General features: G+C 70.3%; 19 protein-coding genes and 1 pseudogene. 8 read left to right on the top strand and 12 right to left on the bottom strand.

All coding sequences use genetic code 11. The annotated features are described in order from the left end of the window. Positions 1-6: 6 nt before the first annotated feature. Complete coding sequence (locus tag ACFY5C_RS30730; RefSeq protein WP_389450105.1) at positions 7-972, bottom strand: ABC transporter substrate-binding protein; 966 nt, start codon at positions 970-972, stop codon at positions 7-9. Between the two features lie 674 nt (positions 973-1,646). Here ACFY5C_RS30730 and ACFY5C_RS30725 point away from each other — a divergent pair. From ACFY5C_RS30725 to ACFY5C_RS30710, 4 genes are all read left to right on the top strand, one after another. Continuing rightward, complete coding sequence (locus ACFY5C_RS30725) at positions 1,647-2,870, top strand: NADP-dependent malic enzyme (RefSeq protein WP_328423525.1); 1,224 nt, start codon at positions 1,647-1,649, stop codon at positions 2,868-2,870. Positions 2,871-3,054: 184 nt separating this feature from the next. After that, a complete protein-coding gene (locus ACFY5C_RS30720) occupies positions 3,055-4,020 on the top strand; it encodes a zinc-binding dehydrogenase (RefSeq protein WP_389450102.1) in 966 nt (321 codons plus the stop codon). A gap of 142 nt (positions 4,021-4,162) precedes the next feature. After that, a complete protein-coding gene (locus ACFY5C_RS30715) occupies positions 4,163-4,372 on the top strand; it encodes a helix-turn-helix domain-containing protein (RefSeq protein WP_039651429.1) in 210 nt (69 codons plus the stop codon). Further along, positions 4,372-4,941, top strand: coding sequence for a Clp protease N-terminal domain-containing protein (locus ACFY5C_RS30710; protein WP_389450100.1), 570 nt, complete (start codon positions 4,372-4,374; stop codon positions 4,939-4,941). Before ACFY5C_RS30715 ends, ACFY5C_RS30710 begins: the two co-directional genes overlap by 1 nt. A gap of 154 nt (positions 4,942-5,095) precedes the next feature. On the opposite strand, the gene ACFY5C_RS30705 is transcribed toward ACFY5C_RS30710, so the two are convergent. Then, positions 5,096-6,145, bottom strand: coding sequence for a helix-turn-helix transcriptional regulator (locus tag ACFY5C_RS30705; protein WP_389450097.1), 1,050 nt, complete (start codon positions 6,143-6,145; stop codon positions 5,096-5,098). 1 nt (position 6,146) lies between these two features. After that, on the bottom strand, positions 6,147-7,223 hold the full coding sequence (locus ACFY5C_RS30700) for a DUF4097 domain-containing protein (RefSeq protein ID WP_389450094.1): 1,077 nt from the start codon (positions 7,221-7,223) through the stop codon (positions 6,147-6,149). Positions 7,224-7,406: 183 nt separating this feature from the next. Between ACFY5C_RS30700 and ACFY5C_RS30695 the strand changes: the two genes are divergently transcribed. Beyond that, a complete protein-coding gene (locus ACFY5C_RS30695; protein WP_389450091.1) occupies positions 7,407-8,252 on the top strand; it encodes a hypothetical protein in 846 nt (281 codons plus the stop codon). 985 nt (positions 8,253-9,237) lie between these two features. On the opposite strand, the gene ACFY5C_RS30690 is transcribed toward ACFY5C_RS30695, so the two are convergent. The 6 genes from ACFY5C_RS30690 to ACFY5C_RS30665 form a co-directional block, all read right to left on the bottom strand. After that, entirely contained in the window at positions 9,238-9,420 is a 183-nt protein-coding gene (locus ACFY5C_RS30690) for a DUF6104 family protein (RefSeq protein ID WP_003997970.1), read from the bottom strand. Between the two features lie 70 nt (positions 9,421-9,490). Continuing rightward, entirely contained in the window at positions 9,491-9,766 is a 276-nt protein-coding gene (locus ACFY5C_RS30685) for a CU044_2847 family protein (RefSeq protein ID WP_389450088.1), read from the bottom strand. A 248-nt stretch (positions 9,767-10,014) separates the two neighbouring features. Next, the gene (locus tag ACFY5C_RS30680; RefSeq protein WP_389450085.1) at positions 10,015-13,821 is read right to left on the bottom strand and encodes a multifunctional oxoglutarate decarboxylase/oxoglutarate dehydrogenase thiamine pyrophosphate-binding subunit/dihydrolipoyllysine-residue succinyltransferase subunit; all 3,807 of its coding nucleotides are present in this window, start codon (positions 13,819-13,821) and stop codon (positions 10,015-10,017) included. A 291-nt stretch (positions 13,822-14,112) separates the two neighbouring features. Then, positions 14,113-15,219, bottom strand: a complete 1,107-nt coding sequence (locus ACFY5C_RS30675; RefSeq protein WP_389450082.1) for a sensor histidine kinase — start codon at positions 15,217-15,219, stop codon at positions 14,113-14,115. Continuing rightward, positions 15,216-15,953, bottom strand: coding sequence for a response regulator transcription factor (locus ACFY5C_RS30670; RefSeq protein ID WP_003997964.1), 738 nt, complete (start codon positions 15,951-15,953; stop codon positions 15,216-15,218). The genes ACFY5C_RS30675 and ACFY5C_RS30670 overlap by 4 nt, the downstream gene beginning before the upstream one ends. A 132-nt stretch (positions 15,954-16,085) precedes the next feature. After that, positions 16,086-16,763, bottom strand: a complete 678-nt coding sequence (locus ACFY5C_RS30665) for a spermidine synthase (RefSeq protein ID WP_389450079.1) — start codon at positions 16,761-16,763, stop codon at positions 16,086-16,088. Positions 16,764-17,001: 238 nt separating this feature from the next. On the opposite strand from ACFY5C_RS30665, the gene ACFY5C_RS30660 reads away from it, so the two are divergent. Further along, the gene (locus tag ACFY5C_RS30660) at positions 17,002-18,093 is read left to right on the top strand and encodes a rhomboid-like protein (RefSeq protein WP_389450076.1); all 1,092 of its coding nucleotides are present in this window, start codon (positions 17,002-17,004) and stop codon (positions 18,091-18,093) included. 520 nt (positions 18,094-18,613) lie between these two features. Next, positions 18,614-21,028, top strand: coding sequence for an endopeptidase La (lon, locus tag ACFY5C_RS30655; RefSeq protein ID WP_389450073.1), 2,415 nt, complete (start codon positions 18,614-18,616; stop codon positions 21,026-21,028). Positions 21,029-21,158: 130 nt separating this feature from the next. Here the strand turns inward: lon and ACFY5C_RS30650 are convergent, their stop codons facing one another. After that, positions 21,159-21,989, bottom strand: a complete 831-nt coding sequence (locus ACFY5C_RS30650) for a lysozyme (RefSeq protein WP_389450070.1) — start codon at positions 21,987-21,989, stop codon at positions 21,159-21,161. Positions 21,990-22,228: 239 nt separating this feature from the next. Here ACFY5C_RS30650 and ACFY5C_RS30645 point away from each other — a divergent pair, with 239 nt between their 5' ends. After that, complete coding sequence (locus ACFY5C_RS30645; protein ID WP_389450067.1) at positions 22,229-22,741, top strand: MarR family winged helix-turn-helix transcriptional regulator; 513 nt, start codon at positions 22,229-22,231, stop codon at positions 22,739-22,741. Positions 22,742-22,796: 55 nt separating this feature from the next. On the opposite strand, the pseudogene ACFY5C_RS30640 reads toward ACFY5C_RS30645, so the two are convergent. Both ACFY5C_RS30640 and ACFY5C_RS30635 read right to left on the bottom strand, forming a co-directional pair. Next, positions 22,797-23,078 (bottom strand): annotated as a pseudogene (locus ACFY5C_RS30640) (dihydrofolate reductase family protein); the annotation flags it as partial. Positions 23,079-23,312: 234 nt separating this feature from the next. Further along, positions 23,313-24,101, bottom strand: a complete 789-nt coding sequence (locus ACFY5C_RS30635; protein WP_389450064.1) for a protein phosphatase 2C domain-containing protein — start codon at positions 24,099-24,101, stop codon at positions 23,313-23,315. Positions 24,102-24,395: the final 294 nt, after the last annotated feature.

Raw genomic sequence — 24,395 nt, 5'->3', positions numbered from 1 at the left:
GGACGGTCACTTGCCGCCGTTGATCGCGGCCTTGTCGATCGCGCCGGACTCGGCGCCCCACTTCTTGAGGATCTCCTCGTACGTGCCGTCCTCGATGATGGCGTTGACGGCCTCTTCGAGGGCAGCGGTGAGCTCCTTGTTGTCCTTGTTCACCGCGATGCCGAACGGACCGGCGTCGACCTGCTCGCCGACGACCTCGAAGTCATTGCCGCCACCGGACTTGCGGGCCAGGTCCACGGCCACCGGGTAGTCGTTCACGCCGGCGACGGCGCCGCCCGACTTCACGCGGGTCTGGGCCTCGGTGTCGTTCTCGAACGACTCGATGTTGATCTTCTTCTTGCCGTCGTCCGTGCAGGCCTTGGACTGGGTCTGCAGCGCCTTCTCGTACGTCGTACCGCGCTGTACGGCCGCAGTCTGACCGCAGAGGTCCTCGATCGAGTTGATCTTCTTCGGGTTGCCCTTCTGCACGTACACGGCGGTGCCGGCCGTGAAGTAGTCGACGAAGTCGACACCCGGGCCGAGCTTCTTGCCCTTGTCGTCCAGGCCCTCCTGGCGCTGCGGGGTGTCCGTGATGGAGGACATGGCGATGTCGTAGCGGCCGGAGTTCAGGGCCGTGATCAGGCCGTCGAAGGAGCCGGAGGTGAACTGGACCTTCACACCCAGCTTCTCGCCCAGGGCGGCGGCGATGTCGGGGTCGACGCCGACGATCTTGCCGCCCTCCTGGAACTCCATCGGGGCGTACTCGGCGTTCGTGCCCGCCTTGATGACGCCGGCGTCCTGGATCTTCTTGGGCAGCTTGGAGAAGAGCGGAGCGCTGTTGGCGTTCCCCGTCTCGTTGGTGCCCTCGCTGCCGCCGTCACTCGTCTGGTCACCGCAACCGGTGAGAATCAGGGCGCCTGCGACCGCGATCGAGGCGACCGCTGCCAGCCGGGAGCGCGTGGCGGTCGTACGACGGGTGGAGCTTGCGGTCATGATGGGTTCCTCCGGCGGATGGGTGGAGTTGCCGATGGGGCGGGCGCCCGCCGGGACTCGGCAGGTGCCTTGGTTTCATAGGCCGACGAGAGCACACGCCTTCGAGTGTCGCGACCTCGTGTGATTACGGCATCTTGCCATTCGGACTGAGGCATTCAGGGCGCTCGCGATGTCAAAATCGGATAACGGGTTACCCCCGAACCGCCTCAGGTCGGTACATCCTGACCGCACCTTCTGCGGGAATCTGCCCTTCCGGCCGGAAGATCTTCGGCCACTCTCAGGATGTGGACCGGCTGCGAGCCTGGTGTGCGGGCTGTTGGCGGCCTTTCATGGTTTCAAGTGTGGATTGTCTGCTTATTGTCCGCTTAGCGGGCCGTGAATCGCAGTGGTTCCGTCGTCGGGTCGTGTCCGATTCGTGTCGTCACTGTGGGTGTTTTCCTTCCCGTCATGTGATCTTGCACGTATTGGGCTCGTCGGCGGCGCGGTCCGTCCGGTAAGAAGGTTCTTTACACCCCTCATCCGGGGCTCATGGCGCGTGTGCGGCGCGCCGTCGCGTATGGGTCCGTACGTCGTACGTCGTACGTATCAACGAGCAGGGCCATACGCGGTCCCGCCCACTTCTCACCAGGAGTGGTTCCACCCTCAAACCATGAACACTTAAGGGGTCAGACAAAGTGGCAGCGGAGATCGTCAATCCTCGCGGCGGAGGCAATACCGATCAGGACGGTGGGGTCGAACCCCTCGATTCCTTCGATCCGGCCTTCGCGCTGCATCGTGGCGGCAAGATGGCTGTGCAGGCCACCGTGCCGGTCCGTGACAAGGACGACCTGTCCCTGGCGTACACGCCCGGCGTCGCGAAGGTGTGCAGCGCGATTGCCGAGCAGCCGGAGCTCGTGCACGACTACACGTGGAAGTCGTCCGTCGTGGCCGTCGTGACCGACGGCACGGCTGTGCTGGGGCTCGGGGACATCGGGCCTGAGGCCTCCCTTCCGGTGATGGAGGGGAAGGCGATTCTTTTCAAGCAGTTCGGTGGTGTCGACGCGGTGCCGATCGCGCTCGACTGCACGGGCGTCGACGAGATCGTCGAGACCGTGGTCCGCCTTGCGCCGTCCTTCGGTGGTGTGAACCTGGAGGACATCTCGGCGCCCCGGTGCTTCGAGATCGAGCGGAAGCTGCAGGAGCGGCTGGACATCCCGATCTTCCACGACGACCAGCACGGTACGGCTGTCGTGACGCTGGCCGCGCTGCGGAACGCCGCGCGGCTGACCGGGAAGGGGCTCGGGGATCTGCGGGCCGTTATCTCGGGGGCGGGCGCGGCCGGTGTCGCCATCGCGAAGATGCTGGTCGAGGCCGGCATCGGGGACGTCGCCGTGGCGGACCGCAAGGGCGTGGTCTCCGCCGACCGGGACGACCTGACGTCGGTCAAGCGGGAGCTGGCCGGGTTCACGAACAAGGCCGGGATCACCGGGTCGCTGGAGGCGGCGCTGGAGGGTGCCGACGTGTTCATCGGGGTTTCCGGCGGCACGGTGCCGGAGGAGGCCGTCGCCTCCATGGCCGAGGGCGCGTTCGTCTTCGCCATGGCCAACCCGAATCCCGAGGTGCACCCCGATGTCGCGCACAAGTACGCGGCGGTCGTTGCCACCGGGCGGTCGGACTTCCCGAACCAGATCAACAACGTGCTCGCGTTCCCGGGGATCTTCGCCGGAGCGCTTCAGGTCCGGGCGTCCCGGATCACCGAGGGCATGAAGATCGCGGCGGCCGAGGCGCTGGCGTCGGTCGTCGGGGACGACCTGGCCGCGGACTACGTCATCCCGTCGCCGTTCGACGAGCGGGTCGCTCCGGCCGTCACGGCGGCCGTTGCCGCTGCGGCCCGGGCGGAAGGTGTTGCGCGGCGCTGATGTGCCGTTGAGTGAATGGCCCCGTCCGTCCGGGCGGGGTCATTTCTCTGCCCGGAGTCGGGGCCGTTCGGGTGGGCAGGGGTCTGCGTCCATGCCTGCGCCGACCCGTGGGCCTTGGCAAGAGGGTGTGTCTCACAGGGCGTCGTGGTTCCGTCGGTCGGCGGCGGAGCCTATCGTCAAGGTCATGTTCGCTGTCTACGCCGCCCGAATCGACCGCGACCAGCCGCTCTCCGGATTGGAGTTGGGGGAGCGGCCGGCCCCCGAGGTCCGTCCCGGCTGGAGCGCCGTCAACGTCAAGGCCGCTTCCCTCAACCATCACGACCTCTGGTCACTGCGGGGGGTGGGCCTGCCCGAGGACCGGCTGCCGATGATCCTCGGCTGTGATGCCGCCGGGGTCGATGAGGACGGCAACGAGGTCGTCCTGCACTCCGTGATCGGACAGAGCGGGCACGGGGTGGGTCCCAAGGAGCCCCGTTCCATTCTCACCGAGCGGTATCAGGGGACGTTTGCGGAGCAGGTCGCCGTGCCGACCTGGAACGTTCTGCCGAAGCCCAAGGAGCTCTCGTTCGCCGAGGCCGCCTGTCTGCCTACCGCCTGGCTGACCGCGTATCGGATGCTGTTCACCAACGCGGGGGTGCGGCCCGGGGACTCCGTGCTCGTGCAGGGGGCCGGGGGTGGCGTGGCCACCGCCGCCATCGTGCTCGGGAAGGCTGCGGGGCTGCGTGTGTTCGCCACCAGCCGGGATGAGGCCAAGCGGAAGCGGGCCCTGGAACTGGGGGCCGTGGAGGCCGTGGAGTCGGGGGCTCGGCTGCCGCAGCGGGTCGATGCCGTGATCGAGACCGTGGGTGCCGCCACGTGGTCGCACTCCGTCAAGTCGCTGAAGCCCGGGGGCACGCTCGTCATCTCGGGTGCGACCAGTGGTGATCGGCCCTCGCACGCCGAGCTCACCCGGATCTTCTTCCTGGAGTTGAAGATCGTCGGGTCCACGATGGGGACGAAGGACGAGCTCGAGGACCTGCTCTCCTTCTGTGCCGCCACCGGTGTGCGGCCTGTGATCGACGAGGTGCTTCCCATGGATCGGGCCCGAGAGGGCTTCGAGCGGATGGAGTCGGGGGAGCAGTTCGGGAAGATCGTGCTCACCAACGAATAGTGCGGAGTGCGGCGTACGGAGTACGAGTACGGCGCCTGCGGCTTGCGGCGGGTTCGGGGCTTTGCCTCGGGCCCGCCGTTTTGTTCGGCCCATCTGTCAACTGGGGTTGACGTATCGACTTGTGTCAACTTACGTTGACAGTATGACCGAAGCAACAGATCTTGCCGCGCGTGCGGGCGATCGTGATCCCCGGGTCGGGCTACGGGCCGTTGCGGCGCTGCGCCGGCTGCTGGAGCAGCTGGAAGCCGTACAGGTGCGCAGTGCGCGCAATCAGGGGTGGTCGTGGCAGGAGATCGCCGCGGAACTCGGGGTCAGCAGGCAGGCCGTGCACAAGAAGTACGGGAGGCGTTGATGTTCGAGCGGTTCACGAAGGATGCCCGTGCCGTGGTCACGGGGGCCGTTGAGCACGCCGAGAGGGGAGGGGCGCAGACCGTCGACGCCGAGCACATGCTGCTCGCCCTGCTCGATAGGGAGGGGAGCCGGGCCTCGTTCGCGCTGGCGGTGCTCGGCGGTGGGGAGTGGTTGGAGTCCGTGCGGCAGGCATTGGCGGAGGCTCGCCGGCGGGGTGGGCTTTCGCAGGCCGAGGCAGATGCGCTGGCCGGGTTGGGGATCGATGTGGGGGAGATCGTCGCCCGGGTCGAGGAGGTCCATGGTGTCGGGGCGATGGCCGGGGACCGGAAGGACAAGGGGTGGTGGTCGGGGCGCCGCTCCTTCAGCCGGGAGGCCAAGGACGTGCTGGAGCGGTCGCTGCGTATCGCCGTCGCGCGCCGGGACCGGCACATCGGCGACGAGCACATCCTCCTGGCCCTGACCGGCCGCCCCGGCGTGCCCGCCGAGGTCCTCGCCGATCACGGGGTGACATATGAGGCTGTCACCCGGGTGCTGGGGGGAGAGGGCGAGGGAGAGGCCAAGGCCGGGTGAGGAGGGGGAGGGGGATGGGAGAAGGGGGAGCGGGGACGGGGCCGGGGAAGCCTTCGCGGTGCGCCGCTGGGCGTCGGTGCGCGGTTCCTGAGCCGGCCTGCCTGGGCAGTGCAGCGCCGTTGAAGTGGGCGCCGTGCTGCCCAGGGGCGTGGTGTCAGGGCCTGGGTGTGCGCAGTAGGGCTCCGATGTGGGCTGCCGCTGTCGACAAGTGGCGGCGGGCGTCGTGGAGTTGGTCGGGGGTCACGCCGTGGTCCCTTGCCGCATCACGGATGTCGTCGCGGAAGCGGTCGAGCAGGCGGTCGAGGTCGCGGGCCGGGTCGTCGGTGGGGGACTCGTGGGCCCAGGTGGGTTCGTAGTCGGCGGGGAAGTCCTTGGGGGTGTCGGAGTAGTCGGGGGGCTGCTGTGCCGACTTGGGGGCGCTCGGGCGGCCGAAGCCGAAGTCCCGGCCGAACCCCTTGCTGTAGTCCTTGCCGAAGTCGCCGAACTCCTTGGCCAGTTCGGTCAGGCCCTCCCGGACGCCCGTGGGCCAGTCGCCGCGGGCGAAGTGGTCCTGTACGTGCTCCTGGACCCGGCGGGCGATGCGCTGGACCTCCTCCTGGGCCTGGGCGCGCGCGTGGTCCTGGGCCTCCTTCGCCTGGCGGCGGGCGCGCTGGGCCTCCTCGCGGGCCCGGCGGCTCTCGTCCTTGGCGCGTCGGGCCTGCTCCTTCCACTCCTGCTTGGCGCGGCGCATCTCCTCCTTGGCGGCGCGCCACGCCTCCTTGTCGGTGTAGTCGGAGAAGTCACCGAAGGGCGTGTCCGTCTTGGCGGACGTGCCCGTGCGGGCCTCGGTCGCGGCTGCCCGCATCTCGCGGCGCAGGTCGCCCGCAGCGCCGCGTACGTCGGCCCGGATCTCGGCGGCGAGTTCGGCCACCGACTCCCTGATCTCCAGCTCCAGGTCGGCCAACTCGCCGCTGCGGTCGGCCAGTTCGGCCCGGCCGGCGTCGGTGATGGCGTACACCTTGCGGCCGCCCTCGGTGGTGTGGGTGACCAGGCCCTCGGCCTCCAGCTTGGCGAGGCGGGGGTAGACGGTGCCGGCCGACGGTGCGTACAGCCCCTGGAAGCGCTCTTCGAGGAGGCGGATCACCTCGTAGCCGTGGCGCGGGGCCTCGTCCAGCAGCTTCAGCAGGTACAGGCGGAGGCGGCCGTGGGCGAAGACGGGGGGCATGTCAGAGCACCTTCTTGTCGGTCGTGCCGTCGGCCGGGGCGTGGGGTGGGGCGTCGGTTGGTTCATCGCCCTGGCCGGAGACGGAATTGTCCCCCGGGCTGTGGTGTGTGTCGCTCAGCGGGGCCGTCGTCGCGGCGGTGTCTGTCGCCGGGGCCTCGTCCGTCGTCCGGGCCTTGTCCGTCGTCGGGGTCGTGTCCGTCGTCGGGGTCGTGTCGGTCGTGTCCGTCGTGGGCTCGGGGTCCTCCCAGGCCTCTGCCTCCCACGGCTCCTCCTCCCGCGGTGGGCGGCGCAGCAGCGCGATCGAGCCGGAGACCGTCGTCGCCCGGAGCTTGCCGGTGCCGGCGCCCAGACGGCCGGTGATCTTGTGGGCGCCCCACTGGCCGTGGACCCGCAGCCCCTCGAAGGCGTTGGAGATCGTGCCGCTCGCGGTGTTGGCCTCCACGTCCGCGTCCGCCGGTGCCGGCAGGCGGATGGCGATCTCGCCGGAGACGCTGGTCAGCCGGACGTCGGTCGGGCCGTCCGGGTCAAGGTCGACGATCATGGAGCCGCTGACCGAGTCGGCCTTCACGGAGGAGCCGGAGCCCTCTACGACCGTGAGGTCGCCGGAGACGGAGTTGAAGCGGAGGTCGCCGGTGACGGCCTGGGCCTCCAGGTTCCCGGAGACCGTGTCGGCGCGGACCGGGCCGGACAGGGCGACGAGGGTGGTGTCCCCGGTTACGCCCTTGACCACCGACGGGCCCTGGATCCCCGAGACCACTGCCCCCGCGCCGACCACGCCCACCTCGACGCGCGTGTCGGCCGGAACCGCGAGAGAGACCACCGCACTGCGGCGCCAGCCCTTGCGGTCGAGCCACTTGAGGAAGCCCTTCCAGGGCAGGTCCTCGTACGCCACCGACAGGGTGCCGCCCTCCTGGGTCACCACCAGAGGCGGTCCCTCGATCTCGGAGACCTGCAGGCGGGCGGAACCTTCGTCCGTGCCCACGACGTTCACCGTGCCGTTGACGATGCGCACATGGAGCTCGCTCACCGGCTCGTCGAAGGTGAGCTTCCTGGGCTCTGCTACGGACCACTCGGACATGGTGCGGACCTCCTGGGCGACCGGACACGGCCGCGCGGGCCGGGGCGGACCTGAACAATGAGCAACGACACGCCATATCGCGTCTCTTGCTAAACACGATATATCGCGGCCGGGGAAAGTCAAGGCACTCGTTTTGGTGATCACAAGTGACGTGAGGTGGACAAATCGGCCTAGCGTGTTGGCATGCCGACGGAAGAGTCCAGCGTCGCTCGCCAGGCCCGTCCTGCCCCGGGCGCCCTGCTGCTCTGCCGCGCGGACCCCGAGTCCGTCGGCCCCGTCGCCCGGCTGCTGCGCGAGGACATGCTGCTCGCGCCCGCCGGCGGGGAGTGGAGCGTGCTCGTGCCCGAGGGGCGGCCCTGGCTGGAGTGCGGCGAACCGATCGACCGCGTCCTCACCGGCTGGGCCACCGCCCTCGCCGTCGGCGCGCCCTGGCCTGTCCTCGCCCTGTGGTGGGACGCCGACCGCGCGGGATACACCCTCGCTTCCGGCTTCCGCCGCCCCGTCGGCTACGTCTGGCTCGCCAACGGCACCCCGGTCGGCGAGGACGAGGCCATGCGCACGTTCGCGGGCCGGCTCGGCCTCGATCCGGTCCTGGACATGCAGTCCCTCGACGAGCTGACGCGCCCCGACCCCGAGTCCGACGCGCGGGCCCGCATGCGTGGCCTGGTCGCCGTCCTCACGCGCGCGGGCGTGTCCTTGCCCGACGGCCTCGCGCCCGGCGAAAGCGCCGACAACCTCGACGCTGCCGTCCGCGCACAGCCGCACATCCGCCTCATCGAGTGGTGGGGCTGGCGCGAAGCCTTCCGCGCGGAACTCGACGCCGTCGAGGGCGGCCGACTCGGGCCCTGGCTCCCCTGGGCCGGCGGCCCCAAGGCCCGCGCCCTCGCCCTGACGCAGATCGCGACCGGCCTGCCCCTCGCGGTCTGGGGCCTACGGCACCGCAGCGGCGGCTGGCTCGCGGCGGGCACGGTGCTGCTGGCCCACGGTGCGCTGGGGCTGGCGTACGAGGCGGTGCGGCCGCTGGACTGACGGGGCTGGGGGTGCGGGGCGGACGTGCTGAGGCGTGAGCGAGGGTGGCGCGGCGGCGGGGTTGAGACGTCAGCGGGGGTGGCGGGGTTGAGGGGCATCGGGGTGCTGTGCCTGGCGCGGGTCTGGGGCCGCGGTGCGCGCCTGGCAGGGGTCTGTGGCCGTGGGCGGCGCGGGGTCCGCGCAGGATGGTTCGGCTCGGCGGCGAACGTGGATGGATCGAGGCGGGTGACGGTGATCTGGTCGCGGGGAACAGACATCGACGCACATCGGCGCGAGGTCCGCACCCACGGGCCGGCGGCGGGAACGGGAGGAGAGTGGCGGCGGTGTGCGCCGCTGGGAGGAGGGCCCCGGGGGCCCACGGCGGTGGTGCGGCCACTGGACCGAGGGCTCTCCGATGCCGTCGGTCGTCGCTGTCCAGTCGCCGTCCTGTGGCTCCGCTGGCGATGGTTGCCCGGGCGGCCGTGCAACGTGATAAGCCCGCCGCCCCAGGGCGCCCACGGGGGAGGGCATCCGCCGGGACGCGCCGCGAAGGAGCACCGTCACGCCGGGAGGGCCGGCCGACCTCCTGCTCGGCGTCGACCGAGGGCTCTCCGATGCCGTCGGTCGTCGCTGTACGGTCACAGTCCTGTGGCGTGCTGTGGCTCCGCTGCCGATGGTTGCTCGGGCGGCTGTGCAAAGTGAGGCTCGGGCGGCCGGGCAACGTGATGAGCGCGCCGCGTCAGGGCGCCCACGGGGGAGGGCATCCGCCGGGACGCGCCGCGAAGGAGCACCGTCACGCCGGGAGGGCCGGCCGACCTCCTGGTCGGCGTCCTGTGGCTCCGCTGGCGATGGTTGCTCGGGCGGCTGTGCAAAGTGAGGCTCGGGCGGCCGGGCAACGTGATGAGCGCGCCGCGTCAGGGGCGCCCACGGGGGAAGGCATCCGCCGGGACGCGCCGCGAAGGAGCACCGTCAGGACGAGAGGGCCGGCCGACCCCCTGCTTGGCGTCTAGACGTCGTCGTCCTCGTCGTCCAGCCGGGCCAGCCATGTCGCCAGCCGCTCCACCGGTACCTCGAAGTCGGGGTTCAGGTCGACGAAGGTGCGCAGCTGCTCGGCCAGCCACTCGAAGGTGATCTCCTCCTCGCCGCGCCGCTTCTCCAGTTCTTCGATGCCTCGGTCGGTGAAGTACATGCAGTGAGGATATGTCGTGCCCGGCACGCGCGCGTGTACGGGAGTACCGAGCGGCCACCGGCTGCGCGACTCACGCGCCGGAGTCCCGTTTCTGCCAGCCGAGCTTCACGACGACATGCCCCTCGACGCCCGTCTTCGTGAGCACGGCGCCGGCGCTCGCGTTCAGCTTCACGCCGAACTCCAGCTCCACCGTGGTGGGCTGGGCCGCCTGAAAAGTGCGCAGGGTGGTCTCGGCGGCCCGTCTGATGGGGGCCAGGGCTTCCTCCAGGGACACGGAGGCCTCGCGCATACGGTCACCCACGCGGGAAGCGCGGACCATGCCGGGCTCGTCGTCCTCGACCTCCACGACCAGTTGTGCGGCCGTCCTCGTCGTCCATGGCGATCCGCAGTAGCTCGGCCATTCGTTCCCCCGTAGGTCCCGAGGGGTCACAACAGGTCACAACAGGTCACAACCCGATTGGCGACCGGGTCGGTTCAGCGTGTGCGTCCCTCAATCTAGTCGCGCGGCAGGCGAGTTGACCGCGAATGCCGGAAGGTCCGGCTCCGAGTCACGCGGACTCGGAGCCGGACCTTCCGATCAGACCGTGCAGAGGCTCAGGCCTCGAACACCTCACGCACCAGCTGTTCCTGCTCGGCCTGGTGCCGCTTGGCGGAACCGACGGCCGGGGACGAGGAGTGCGGACGCGAGATGCGGCGCAGGCGCTCACCGTGCGGGACGTCGGCGCCGACCGCGAGGTCCAGGTGGTCGATCAGGTTGAGCGCGATGAACGGCCACGCACCCTGGTTCGCCGGCTCCTCCTGGGCCCACAGGTACTTCTCGGCGTTCGGGTACTTGGCGATCTCGGCCTGGAGCTCGGTACCCGGCAGCGGGTACAGACGCTCGATGCGGATGATCGCCGTGTCCGTGACGCCGCGCTTCTTCCGCTCGGCCTCGATGTCGTAGTAGACCTTGCCGGCGCAGAAGACGACCTTCCTCACCGCGGCCGGGTCGACCGACGCGTCGCCGATGACCGGCTGGAACTGCCCGGTCGTGAACTCCTCCGCCTTGGAGGCGGCGGCCTTCAGGCGCAGCATCGACTTCGGGGTGAAGACGACCAGCGGCTTGTGGTGCGGGTTGTGCGACTGCCACCGCAGGAGGTGGAAGTAGTTCGACGGGGACGTCGGCATCGCGACCGTCATGTTGTTCTGCGCGCACATCTGAAGGAAGCGCTCCGGGCGGGCGGACGAGTGGTCCGGGCCCTGGCCCTCGTAGCCGTGCGGGAGGAGCAGGACCACACCGGAGGTCTGGGCCCACTTCTGCTCGGCCGACGAGATGAACTCGTCCACGACCGTCTGGGCGCCGTTGACGAAGTCGCCGAACTGGGCCTCCCACATCACGAGCGCCTCGGGACGGGCCAGCGAGTAGCCGTACTCGAAGCCCATGGCCGCGTACTCGGACAGCAGGGAGTTGTAGACGTTCAGCCGCGACTGGTCCTCGGAGAGGTACTGCAGCGGCGTGTACTCCTCGCCCGTCTCACGGTCGATGATGACCGCGTGGCGCTGGCCGAACGTACCGCGCTGCGAGTCCTGGCCGGCGAGGCGGACCGGGACGCCCTCCAGCAGGAGGGAGCCGATCGCGAGGGTCTCGCCCATGCCCCAGTCGATGGTGCCGTCCTCGACCATCGACGCCCGGCGCTGCAGCTGCGGCAGCAGACGCGGGTGGACGGTGATGTGGTCGGGGATGTTGACCTGGGACTCCGCGATTCGCTTGACGACCTCCGCGGTGACCGCGGTGGTGACGGCGACCGGGAACTCGGCCTGCGGGTCAGAGGGCTCCACGGCGGCCGGCTGCGAGGTGGCCTCGCGGACCTCCGTGAAGACCTTCTCGAGCTGGCCCTGGTAGTCCTGCAGGGCCTGCTCGGCCTCTTCCAGGGTGATGTCGCCGCGACCGATGAGGGACTCGGTGTAGAGCTTGCGCACCGAGCGCTTCTTGTCGATCAGGTCGTACATCAGCGGCTGGGTGAAGGCCGGGTTGTCCGACTCGTTGTGACCGCGGCGGCGGTAGCAGATGAGGTCGATCACGACGTCCTTGTTGAACGCCTGGCGGAACTCGAAGGCCAGGCGGGCAACGCGGACGACCGCCTCGGGGTCGTCGCCGTTGACGTGGAAGATCGGGGCCTCGATCATCCGGGCCACGTCGGTCGAGTACATGGAGGAGCGCGAGGACTCGGGCGCCGCCGTGAAGCCGACCTGGTTGTTGATGACGATGTGGACCGTGCCGCCGGTGCGGTAACCGCGCAGCTGAGACATGTTGAGCGTCTCGGCCACGACACCCTGGCCCGCGAAGGCCGCGTCACCGTGCAGGGCGACGGGCAGGACCGTGAAGTCCGTGCCGCCCTTGTTGATGATGTCCTGCTTGGCGCGCGCGACGCCCTCGAGGACCGGGTCGACCGCCTCCAGGTGCGAGGGGTTGGCGGTGAGCGAGACCTTGATCTGCTCGCCGTCCAGGCCCGTGAAGGTGCCCTCGGCGCCCAGGTGGTACTTCACGTCGCCGGAGCCGTGCATCGACTTCGGGTCGAGGTTGCCCTCGAACTCGCGGAAGATCTGCGCGTACGACTTGCCGACGATGTTCGCGAGCACGTTCAGCCGGCCGCGGTGGGCCATGCCGATGACGACCTCGTCCAGGCGCGACTCGGCGGCCGAGTCGAGGACCGCGTCCAGCAGCGGGATGACGGACTCGCCGCCCTCCAGGCTGAACCGCTTCTGGCCGACGTACTTCGTCTGCAGGAAGGTCTCGAAGGCCTCCGCCGCGTTCAGTCGGCGCAGGATGCGCAGCTGCTCCTCGCGCTCCGGCTTGGTGTGCGGGCGCTCGATGCGGTCCTGGATCCACTTGCGCTGCTTGGGGTCCTGGATGTGCATGAACTCGATGCCGGTGGTGCGGCAGTACGAGTCGCGCAGCACGCCGAGGATGTCGCGCAGCTTCATCAGGGACTTGCCGGAGAAGCCGCCGACCGCGAACTCGCGCTCCAGGTCCCAGAGCGTGAGGCCGTGCTCGGTGATGTCCAGGTCGGGGTGCTTGCGCTGCTGGTACTCCAGCGGGTCGGTGTCGGCCATGACGTGGCCGCGGACCCGGTAGGAGTGGATCAGCTCGAAGACACGGGCGGCCTTCGTGACGTCGTCGTCGTGGCTGGCGTCGATGTCCTTGAGCCAGCGGACCGGCTCGTAGGGGATGCGCAGCGACTCGAAGATCTCGTCGTAGAAGTTGCTCTCGCCGAGCAGGAGGTTCGCGACGATCCGCAGGAACTCGCCGGAGGCGGCGCCCTGGATCACCCGGTGGTCGTAGGTCGACGTGAGCGTCATGACCTTCGAGATGCCGAGCTTGTTCAGGGTGTCCTGGGACGTGCCCTGGAACTCCGCCGGGTAGTCCATGGAGCCGACGCCCATGATCACCGACTGGCCGGGCATCAGACGCGGCACGGAGTGAACCGTGCCGAGGCCGCCGGGGTTGGTCAGGGAGACGGTCACGCCGGTGAAGTCGTCCATGCCCAGCTTGCCGTCACGGGCGCGGCGGACGATGTCCTCGTAGGCCTGCCAGAACTCGAAGAAGTTCAGGGTCTCGGCCTTCTTGATGCCCGCGACCACGAGCTGGCGGTCGCCGTTGGGCTTGACCAGGTCGATGGCGAGGCCGAAGTTGATGTGCTCCGGCTTGACCAGGGTCGGCTTGCCGTCCTTCTCCGCGAAGGAGTAGTTCATCGACGGCATGGCCTTGATGGCCTGCACCATCGCGTAGCCGATCAGGTGCGTGAAGGAGATCTTCCCGCCCCGGGCGCGCTTCAGGTGGTTGTTGATGACGATGCGGTTGTCGAAGAGCAGCTTCACCGGGACGGCGCGCACGGACGTGGCCGTGGGCACCTCCAGGGAGGCGTTCATGTTCTTCGCGACCGCGGCGGCGGGGCCGCGCAGCGTCACGAGCTCGGGACCGTCGACAGCGGCGGCAGGCTCGGTCTTCTTCGGCTGAGCGGGCTTCGCGGCCGGGGCCGGCGCGGCGGGCTTCGCCGCAGCCGGAGCCGGGGCCGCAGCGGCGGGCGCGGCGGCAGCGGGCTTCGGGGCGGCGGGGGCCGGCGCGGGGACCGACGGGGCGGCCGGAGCAGCCGGGGCGGCGGGGGCCGCCGGAGCCGTGCTGGTGGTTCCCGCCGCCCCCGGGGCCGCGGTACCCGCCGGAGCCGAGGCGGCAGGCGCTCCCGGCTTGTAGTCGGCGAAGAAGTCCCACCAGGCACGGTCTACCGAATTCGGGTCCTGGAGGTACTGCTGATAGATCTCGTCGACGAGCCACTCGTTCGGCCCGAACGCGGCCGCGGGGTTCTTGCCCGCTTGGTCGGTGTCGGTCGAGATGCTCGAGTTACTGGGGGACTGTGGCGACACGGCGGCAACCGCCCTCTTCCGCTTCACAAGGTGATGGACAGCGGGAATTAAGGCTACGCCCCCATGGCCGAGAAGGTCAGGCTGAGCAAGGTCATCGTCGTGTAAGTCACATCGGAAAGCGTGTTTCGGGCCTGGAAATGGCGGGAAACAAGCGTGGTTCCGCTTGGGTTGACCGCAGAGGGGACGACGAGATCTCGACCTGGCGCGCCGAAAGCGCAGGTCCGTACCTGATCACACGTGTCCGTCAGGCAGGACGCACGTGGATCTTGATGCTCCGGTTCGAACTTTACGTCAACTTGGTACGGATGGCTGCCCGGGAAGTGTGACAAGAATCCGGCAACCCCGCTCGGATTCGGCCACCCCGATCCGGCCGCCATGCAGATCGACGGCCCAGCGCGCGATCGCCAGCCCCAGACCCGTACCGCCATCGCTGCCCGGCCCGTGCGGCCGGCGGACGGCGCCGCGGTTGAAGCGCTCGAAGACCCTGTGCCAGTCCGCCTTCGGAATCCCCGGCCCCTCGTCCAGGACCTCCAGCACCAGCGACTCCGGCTGCATCCCGCGCCGCGCCTTGACCGTCACGCGGCCGTGCGGCGGGCTGTGCTTGATCGCGTTGTCGATGAGGTTGGCGACCACCTGGTGGATGCGCTCGGGGTCGGCGTGCGCCGTCAGCTCCGGCGGGGAGACGTCGAGGTGCAGATGGACGTCCGTACGGGTGTGGCTGCCGGAGCCCGACGCCATGCCCCCGCGCGCGGAGGCGACCATGTTGGCCTCCTTCAGCACGCCGGACAGGTACGGCCAGACCTCGAAGCGCCGCATGCGCAGCGGTACGACGCCGTTGTCCAGGCGGGACAGGTCCAGGAGCGTCTCCACGAGCCGGCCGAGCCGCTCGGTCTGCTTCAGCGCCGTACGCATGGTCTCGGGGTCGGCCTCGGCGATGCCGTCGACCACGTTCTCCAGGACGGCACGCAGGCCCGCGATCGGGGTGCGCAGCTCGTGCGAGACGTTCGCCACCAGCTCCTTGCGCTGCTGGTCCTGGGCCTCCAGCTCGTCCGCCATGAGATTGATCGTCCCGGCCAGGTCGCCCAGCTCGTCGCGGCGGTTCTCGCGCACCCGGCGCGTGTAGTCGCCGTGCGAGATGGACCGGGCCACCGCGTTCATCTCGTCCAGCGGCGCGGTGAGCGAATGAGCCACGAACTGCGTAATGAGCAGTGTGGCGATCATCGAGAAGACCGTGATGAAGCGCAGTTCCGTCTGCGTGCGCACCGCGATCATCGACAGGCCGGTGGTGATCAGCACCGCGATGATGACCAGCGCGCCCAGCTTGGTCTTGATCGAGAACGGACGTACGCCGCCCCAGGGCTCCCCAGGGCCTCTCCGTGCGGCCGGTCCGTCGCTCATGGCGTCGGCGTCTCCAGGGCGTAGCCCACGCCGTGCACCGTACGGATCCGCTCGGCGCCGATCTTCCGGCGCAGCGCCTTGATGTGGCTGTCGACCGTGCGGGTGCCGGAGGCGTCCGCCCAGTCCCACACCTCGGCGAGCAGCTGCTCACGGGAGAGCACCGCGCGCGGGGTGTTCGCCAGGCACACCAGGAGGTCGAACTCGGTGGGTGTGAGGTGAACATCCTCACTGCGCACCCGCACCCGACGCTGTGCGTGGTCGATCTCCAGCTCGCCGAGCCGCAGGATGCCCGACCGCGGGGTCGTCGCGGCCAGCGCGGCCCGCTCGACGCGGCGCAGCAGCACATGCACGCGTGCCGCCAGCTCCCGCATCGAGAACGGCTTCGTCATGTAGTCGTCCGCGCCGACGCCGAGGCCGACCAGCATGTCGGTCTCGTCGTCCCGCGCGGTCAGCATCAGCACCGGCACCGGGCGCTGGGCCTGCACCCGGCGGCATACCTCCAGGCCGTCGAAGCCCGGCAGCATGATGTCGAGGATCAGCAGGTCGGGCTGCCAGGCCTCGGCCGTGTCGACCGCCGCCGGACCGTCGCCCGCGGTCTGCACGAGGAAACCCTCGGCGCGCAGGCGGGCCGCGATGGCGTCCACGATGGTCGGATCGTCCTCGACCACGAGGACCCGGCGCTGAGCGCCCGGGGTTGCCGCCGTGCCGTTGTGGGAGGTGTGTGTCTGCTCCATCGCCCGCCCCAAAGTTGCTTTCCGGAATCCGTGGGGTGATCCCGCTAACTGGCCATGCCTGCTCATGCTTGCGATTGACGCTTGAATGATCCGCGTCAGGTGAGCAGAGTACGGGGAGTCACCGCGCCACGGCTATCCAGGTCGTACGGCGAGGTGTACGACGTCCGGAACGCCCCGGGCAACGGGGATCTCTTCGGTACGCACCTGTTGGAATCCGGCATTACACAAGGTTTCTTCGAATTCCGGAGATGGCTGTGCGGACCATACGGCAAGCACCCCGCCGGGCCTCAACGCCCCTGCGCAGCCTGCCAGTCCGGCCGGTGAGTAGAGGCTGTCGTTGCCCTCGGTGACAGTCCAGCCGGGGCCGTTGTCGATGTCGAGGCACAAGGCGTCATACGTGGCGGAAGTCTCATGTACGTACGCCACGAGATCCGTTTCCAGAATCTCGGTACGGGGGTCCGCGATGGCCCGGCGGGAGAAGTCGGACAACGGGCCGTCGAGATGCCAGTCGATAATCGCGCGCTCGCGCTCCACGACGGTGATCCTTCCCGGGCGTGGATCGGCTGCGGCATGTGCGAGCGAGAACCCGACGCCGAGCCCCCCGATCAGCACGCGGGGCCGCGGCCGCCCGTCCAGTGCGCCGAGTGCCGCGTCCACGAGCAGCCGTTCCGAGCGGCCGTCGGATGTGTCCATCAGGAAGCAGCCGTTCGCGATGATCTGGAGCAGCTCACCGTGCCGTCGCAGCACGACCTCACCGTGCGGGCCTTCGCGACGGTCCAGGACTTCGGGGATGTCGTACGAAGTGGGCATCGGGCCATCCTGGCAGGCCTGCACGGTGGGCTGAAAGCTTTCCCTCGGGGGTGTGTGGCCGGGAGGTACCCCGTTGGGGGGAACGGGTTCGGGGGCTTGTTGAGAGGTTGCTGAGAATCGGCTCCCTTGTGGCGCCGGTCACAGACACGGGTGCGCCGCGGGCGAAGGGTGGAGGAAACGGAAGGGGCGCCTCACCTTGGAACGGACTGCGGCTGGGGGCGTGCCGGGCTCGGCTCCCATGCCCGGGGACGCGGATCTGCCCGACGTGCCGGGTCTGCGAGGTGTGGCGGAGCTGCCCGACGCGGCGGACCTGCGAGAGGTGGCGGAGCTGCGAGAGGTGGCGGGCCTGCGAGAGGTGGCGGAGCTGCGAGAGGTGGCGGATCTGCCCGACGTGGCGGACCTGCCCGATGCGGCGGACCTGCGAGGCGTGGCGGAGCTGCCCGATGTGGCGGGCCTGCGAGAGGTGGCGGATCTGCCCGACGTGGCGGACCTGCCCGACGTGGCGGACCTGCCCGATGTGGCGGAGCTGCTGGACGGGATGCCGCGGCAGCGCGGGCCGCTGGGCGCGACGGCGCCGACCGCCGTTCCTGCGTCGCCCTCCGCGCCGAGCGCCGTTGCGACGGCGCCCTCGCCGATCCCCCCTGAAGCCTGCGCGCCCCTGCTCCGCCTCGGCCACCCCTGGCGTCTGCTCCCCACCGCCACCGGCACGCTGTTCACTCTCGCCTACGCAGCCGTACTGGCCGTCACTTCGCTCGTCGCCGCGTATGCCGACCCCGCCCTCGTCCACGCTCTGCACCAAGGCTCCAGCACCGACGTGGCGCACCTCGTGGGGACGCCCGTGACGGTGCTGCTCGCCAGCGCGCTGTGGATCGCGGGCGGGCTCGTGACGCCGTACACGCTCGCCTTCCTGCTGGTGCTCACAGCCCTGGAGCGACGGATCGGCGGCGTGCGCACGGCCCTCGTCTTCCTGACCGGGCACGTCCTGGCCACCCTCGCGACCGAGGTCCCGGTGGGACTCGCCGTGCTGGCCGGCCACCTTCCCGACAGTTCGCTGCACCGCCTCGACTACGGCGTCAGCTTCGGCGTCGCCACGGCCATCGGCGCGCTGAGCGGGCTGCTGCGGCCGTGGCTTCGGTGGCCGGTGCTGGTGCTGTTCGGCGGGATGCTGGTCCAGGACCTCGTCAATCTCACGGACCCGCTGACCAATTGGGGGCATCTGATGGCCCTGGCCATCGGGATCGCGATGTGGCCGGTCGTGCGCGGGTGGTGCCCGGCGGGGTCGACCGGCTTCGGGCGGCCGCACGCGCGGGTCGCGACCAGCGCGCGGTAGCCAACCCCGGCCCCCGCCGTTCGACCAGGGTTGCCTCGCTGCACAGGCTCGCGAAGTCGCTATCGGCGCGGCAGGCCGGCCGGGAGGCGGAGACGACCTCGCCGTGCGCGTCGGCGACATGGACGGCGATCCCGCCCGGGGCCGCCCCGGCATGGCGCAGCGTCACGCCCGCGGGCAGGACAGGCTGTCGTCGGCCATGGCCGCGGCGCGTCCGACCACTACCGTCTCCTCGCCCTCGCCCTCGCCCTCGCCCTCGGGCACGAAGCCCGCCGCGCCCGGGCGGGCGGTGGGGCGGCCGCGCTGGCGTGCGACCGATTTTCCGTTCGACCCTCACGCGGGCCGCTGAACGAGGCGGAGACGGCGCGGGAAGGATCAGGCCCCGCCCGCCGTTTACCGAAAGAAGTCGAGGTCAGGTCCTGTGGCGTAAGCGATCGCTCACAGCGAACGGAGGCCGGGGAACATTCGAAGCGTCCCGTGCATTGAGTCGGCATAACTCAACTTGACTGCCGAAGGGGAGATCATGGCTTCGACGTCCACACCGCTCACCCTGCCCGTGCTGCCGCTCGACGACGAGGTGGTGCTGCCCGGAATGGTGGTCCCGCTGGACCTGAACGACGCCGACGTGCGCGCCGCGGTGGAGGCCGCTGAGGCCGCCGCGAGGTCACAGCCAGGGAAGCCCCGGGTGCTGCTGGTGCCACGCATCGACGGGACGTACGCGAGCACCGGTGTGCTCGGCACCGTCGAGCAGGTCGGCCGGCTGGCCGACGGTGACCCCGGTGCCCTGATCCGCGGTCGCGGCCGTGTGCAGATCGGCGCCGGGACGACCGGACCGGGTGCGGCCCTGTGGGTCGAGGGGACCCGCGTCGACGAGAGCGTGCCCGAGCCGCTGCCCGGACAGGTCACCGACCTGGTGAAGGAGTACAAGGCCCTCGCCACCGCCTGGCTGCGCAAGCGCGGCGCCTGGCAGGTCGTCGACCGCGTCCAGGCCATCGACGACGTCTCCGCCCTCGCCGACAACTCCGGTTACTCGCCCTTCCTGAGCACCGAGCAGAAGGTGGAGCTCCTGGAGACCGCCGACCCGGTCGCCCGCCTCAAGCTCGCCACCCAGCAGCTGCGCGACCACCTCGCCGAGCAGGACGTCGCCGAGACCATCGCCAAGGACGTCCAGGAGGGCGTCGACAAGCAGCAGCGCGAGTTCCTGCTGCGGCGTCAGCTGGAGGCCGTGCGCAAGGAACTGCGGGAGATCAACGGCGAGCAGGACGGCGAGGAGTCCGACGACTACCGCGCCCGCGTCGAGGCCGCCGACCTGCCCGAGAACGTCCGCGAGGCCGCGCTCAAGGAGGTCGACAAGCTGGAGCGGTCCTCCGACCAGTCGCCCGAGGGGTCGTGGATCCGGACCTGGCTCGACACCGTGCTCGAACTGCCGTGGAACGAGCGGACCGAGGACGAGTACGACATCCAGGGCGCCAAGGCGATTCTCGACGCCGAGCACGCCGGTCTGGAGGACGTGAAGGAACGCATCACCGAGTACCTCGCGGTGCGCAAGCGCCGTAACGACCGCGGCCTGGGTGTCGTCGGCGGCCGGCGTGGCGGTGCCGTCCTGGCGCTGGTCGGCCCGCCCGGCGTCGGCAAGACCTCGCTCGGCGAGTCCGTCGCGCACGCCATGGGCCGCAAGTTCGTCCGCGTCGCCCTCGGTGGCGTACGGGACGAGGCGGAGATCCGCGGCCACCGGCGTACGTACGTCGGCGCGCTGCCCGGCCGCATCGTGCGGGCCATCAAGGAGGCCGGGTCGATGAACCCGGTGGTCCTCCTCGACGAGATCGACAAGGTGGGGTCCGACTTCCGGGGCGACCCGGCGGCCGCCCTGCTCGAGGTCCTGGACCCGGCCCAGAACCACACCTTCCGCGACCACTACCTGGAAGTGGAACTGGACCTCTCGGACGTGGTCTTCCTCGCCACCGCCAACGTCCTGGAGGCCATCCCGGAGGCCCTGCTCGACCGCATGGAGCTGGTCCGCCTCGACGGCTACACCGAGGACGAGAAGATCGTCATCGCCCGTGACCACCTGCTCCCGCGTCAGCTGGAGCGGGCGGGTCTGGACAAGGACGAGGTCGCCATCGGCGAGGGCGCGCTGCGCAAGCTCGCCGGTGAGTACACGCGCGAGGCGGGCGTCCGCAACCTGGAGCGGTCCATCGCGAGGCTGCTGCGCAAGGTGGCGGCCCAGCACGAACTGGGCGAGCGGGAGCTGCCGTTCACCGTCGAGGACGGCGACCTGCGCGGCCTGATCGGCCGGCCGCACCACGTGCCCGAGTCCGCCCAGGACCCGGCGGAGCGCCGTACGGCCGTGCCCGGCGTGGCGACCGGGCTGGCGGTGACGGGCGCGGGCGGTGACGTCCTGTTCGTCGAGGCGTCCCTGGCCGATCCGGAGACGGGCGCGGCCGGTCTGACGCTGACCGGCCAGCTGGGTGACGTGATGAAGGAGAGCGCACAGATCGCCCTGTCCTTCCTCCGCTCGCGCGGCGCGGAACTGGAGCTCCCGGTCGCCGACCTCAAGGACCGGGGCGTGCACATCCACTTCCCGGCGGGCGCGGTCCCCAAGGACGGCCCGAGCGCCGGCATCACGATGACGACGGCGCTGGCATCGCTCCTGTCCGGCCGGCTGGTCCGCACGGACGTGGCGATGACGGGTGAGGTCTCGCTGACGGGCCGGGTGCTGCCGATCGGTGGCGTGAAGCAGAAGCTGCTGGCGGCGCACCGCGCCGGGGTCACCACGGTGATCATCCCCAAGCGCAACGAGGCCGACCTGGACGACGTCCCGGCCGAGGTGCTGGACAAGCTCGACGTCCACGCCGTGACCGACGTCCGCCAGGTCCTGGAACTGGCGCTGTCGCCGGCCACCAACGGCGCGGCGCCGGAGGTTCCGGTCGCGGCGTGACGGACGCGGCCGGATGGGCAAGGCCCGGGTTCTCGTGAGGGAGGCCCGGGCCTTCGCCGCAGTCGGTTGTGGGCGTGGGCGTGGGGGGGTGTGGGTGTGGACCTGGACGTGGGCTGGGCGTGGGTGTGGCTCAGCCGTTCGCCAGAGCCTGGAGCCGGTCCAGCGCTCCGTTGAACCTGTTGTGGTCGCCGACGGTCGGACCGGACGACGTGTACTGCCACATCGTGTAGTAGCTCCAGCCGGCCGGGAGTTCGCCCACGGCGGCGGCGTACCGCGCGATCCACAGCGGATGGGCGGAGGCGAAGCCGCTGTTATTCCCGGTGCACTGCTTCCACCAGCTGGTGGCCGTGTAGATGACGGGGTCGCGCCCGGTGCGGGTCTTGTACTGGGTCACGAAGTCGCGGATCCAGGTGACCATCGCAGCCGGGGTCTTGCCGTAGCAGGCGTCGCCGTACGGGTTCCACTCGATGTCGAGGGCGCCCGGCAGGGTCCTGCCGTCGCGGGACCAACCGCCGCCGTGGTCGACGAAGTAGTTGGCCTGGGTTGCTCCATTGGTGGTGTCGGGGGTGGCGAAGTGGTAGGCGCCGCGGATCATGCCGACGTTGTAGGAGCCGTTGTACTGCTGGGCGAAGTAGGGGTTGGTGTAGTAGGTCCCCTCGGTGGCCTTGACGTAGGCCCACTTGACCCCGCTGTTCCACAGGGTCGGCCAGGCGACGTCGCCCTGGTGGCTGGAGACGTCCACGCCTTCCGTCTGGGTGGCCAGGACATCGGCGGGGAGGCTCTCCTCGCCGTCGTGGGCCAGGACGCCCATGCCCATGTACGCGGAGCCGCGGGGCGGGGTGTCGTCGGCGGTGGCGGGAGAGGTGTGGGCGGCGAGGAGTAGGGAGAGGACGGCGGCGAGCAGGAGCCCGGCGAGGTGCGGGCGCCGGCGGCGGAGCGGTTCGGGTCTGTGCACGGGCATTAGCGTGCCTCCGAAGGCTCGGTGATGCTCGGTGAGGAAACGCGCGTGTCTGTGGCGTGTGCATGCCATTCGGGCCTCGGTGCACGGCCCCGGCACAGACGCTAGGCGCGTAGAAGAGCAGGTGGAAGGGGGTCCGGAGGCTGCCGTTGGTCCACGCCTGCGAAATACTGGCGGAGCTGCGGCAATCACGGCGGTCGGCGGAAACTTTCAGGACCGGGAAAATCGAGGCAGGGGCTGACGTGCACGAAGACCGAAACGGCGACGGGCCGCGAGTCGAATCCCAGGGCGCCTCCGCCGGAGGAGTGTCCGGTGGTGGTCCGGGCCGGCCCGAGTTCCTCGACCTGGAACGCGAGTTGACGGTTCTGTTCCGGCGCGCCCGCGCCAAGCAGGGTGAGATGGCCCGCGAGGTCCATCCGGACCTGGAGTCGGCGGCGTACGGCCTGTTGGTCCGTCTGGATGAGTCCGGGCAACTGCGGGCCACCGAACTCGCCGCGTACATCGGTGTCGGCAAGGCCACCATGTCGCGTCAGCTGCGCGCACTGGAGGACCTCGGGCTGGTCGCCCGTGAACCCGACCCCGCCGACGGGCGGGCGTGGCTGGTGCACCTCACGGAGGAGGGGCGTGGCCGGGTCGCCAAGGTGCGTGAGGCACGGCGGGAGCGTTACGTCGCGCAGCTCTCGCACTGGGACCGGCGTGAGGTCGCGGAGCTGGCGCGGCTGCTGAACCAGTTGAACCGGGGGATGGAGAAGTAGCCCCGCGGAGCGTGCGGCCTCGCCCCTCACGCTGCCGCGTGCCCGCCGCTCACGCCTCGTGCGGGTGCCGCAGCAGGTCCCGCCAGTCCAGCTCGGCGCCCAGCGCGACCACGTCGGCCGCGAGAGGCGCCCGGCGCAGGCGCTCCGCGCCCTTCTCCGTCGTATAGACGACTTTCTCGCCGCCGGTGTGCCAGAAGTTCGCCGTCGGATCCAGCTCGCCGGACGCGCTGACCGTGACCTTGAGCGGATACTCCGGCTTTCCCGCCGCCACCCGCGCGGCACGCCGCTGGGCCGAGTTCACCAGCAGCCGCGGGCTGTCCGGCCGGATCGTGCCGGCCGCTCCCGCCCCCCGTGCCGACTGCTCACGGCTCGACGTGTTTTCCGCTCGTGCTGCCGCGTGCCGGCCGCTGGCGCCCCCGAGTTCGCCGCTCACTCACGCTGCCGCGTGTCGGCCGCTCGCGCCCCCCCGTGTCCGCTGCTCACGGCCCAACGTGTTCTCCGCTCACACCACCCCGAGTCCACCGCTCACGGCCGCACGTGTCCGAAGCTCACGCCTCGACGTCCTCTCCGCTCACCACTGCACGTACACGACCGTCGCGTCGTCGTGCGTCTTGCTGCGCCCCAGGAACGTCCGCTCCTCCATGTCGGCCCGCTCCAGCGCCCGTACCTGGTCCACCAACCCCTGCGCCCCCTCCTTACGCACGAGGGTGAAGCAGTCCCTCCAGTCGCCCTCCCGGAACTTCTCCACCCACCGGGTCGCCCCGTCCGTCAGTGCGGCCAGCGCCCGCACCTGGTCGCGCGGCAGCATCCCCGTAACCGCCCGCGCCGCAACCGACGGATCCGCGGCGGCGGTGAAGAAACCGCCCTCCTTGTTGCGGACGTGGGCGTCGATCAGGGCGTCCGTGGCCAGGGAGGCCCGGGGGAGGAGGGTCAGGCGGTCGTCCAGGTACGGGGTGATCGCGCCGTCGGCCGACTCCACCAGGAGGGCCGAGTCGGACAGGATCAGGTACTCCAGCGCGTCAGCCGACCAGCGGGCCAGGGCCACTGTGGCCTGTGGGGTGCGTGGGTGAGAAAGGTCACAGGTGTGCGCGTGTGCCTCAGCGGTACGTGCGATGGCACGGGCCAGGGCGTCGGCGAGCGGAACATCAGGGAGTGAAACGGTCAGTTCGGTCAGGGCTCCGCCGAGCCGTGCGGTGAACCAGGGGACGGAATGCAGACAGCCCGTCTCGCCCCTCGGTGGGGTCACTCCGTCCAGGACCACCAGTACGCCGCCCTGTCCCGAGGCGGGAAGGCCGACACTCGCGAAGTCCTCGTTGGGGCGGGCCGGATCGCCGGGCTCCGAAACAAGCTCTGTTCGCATTCGGCCAGTCTGCACGAGCCCTTCACAAGGGTCACGAAGGGGTCGCAGGAGATGCTGTATGAGCGCAGCCTCGCAGGTCAGGCGTCTGATTTGGGATGGAATGGAGCGCTCCGGGAAGGCGTGGCGGCGAATACTGCCACCGCCTGCCCCAGACGTCCAACCGGCCCGCCGTACAAGGCGGGTGCAAGCGCCGGAGGAACTTGCCCGCCAACTCCCCTCCGGGGTTCACTCCTTCGGGTGGCGGGTCAGGTGATGCGCGGCCGTTGCCCACCGGCACTGGGAGGGTCGGGGACC

Source organism: Streptomyces sp. NPDC012935 (assembly GCF_042900345.1).
GTDB lineage: Bacteria > Actinomycetota > Actinomycetes > Streptomycetales > Streptomycetaceae > Streptomyces.
This window is presented reverse-complemented; position numbering and strand designations above follow the sequence as displayed.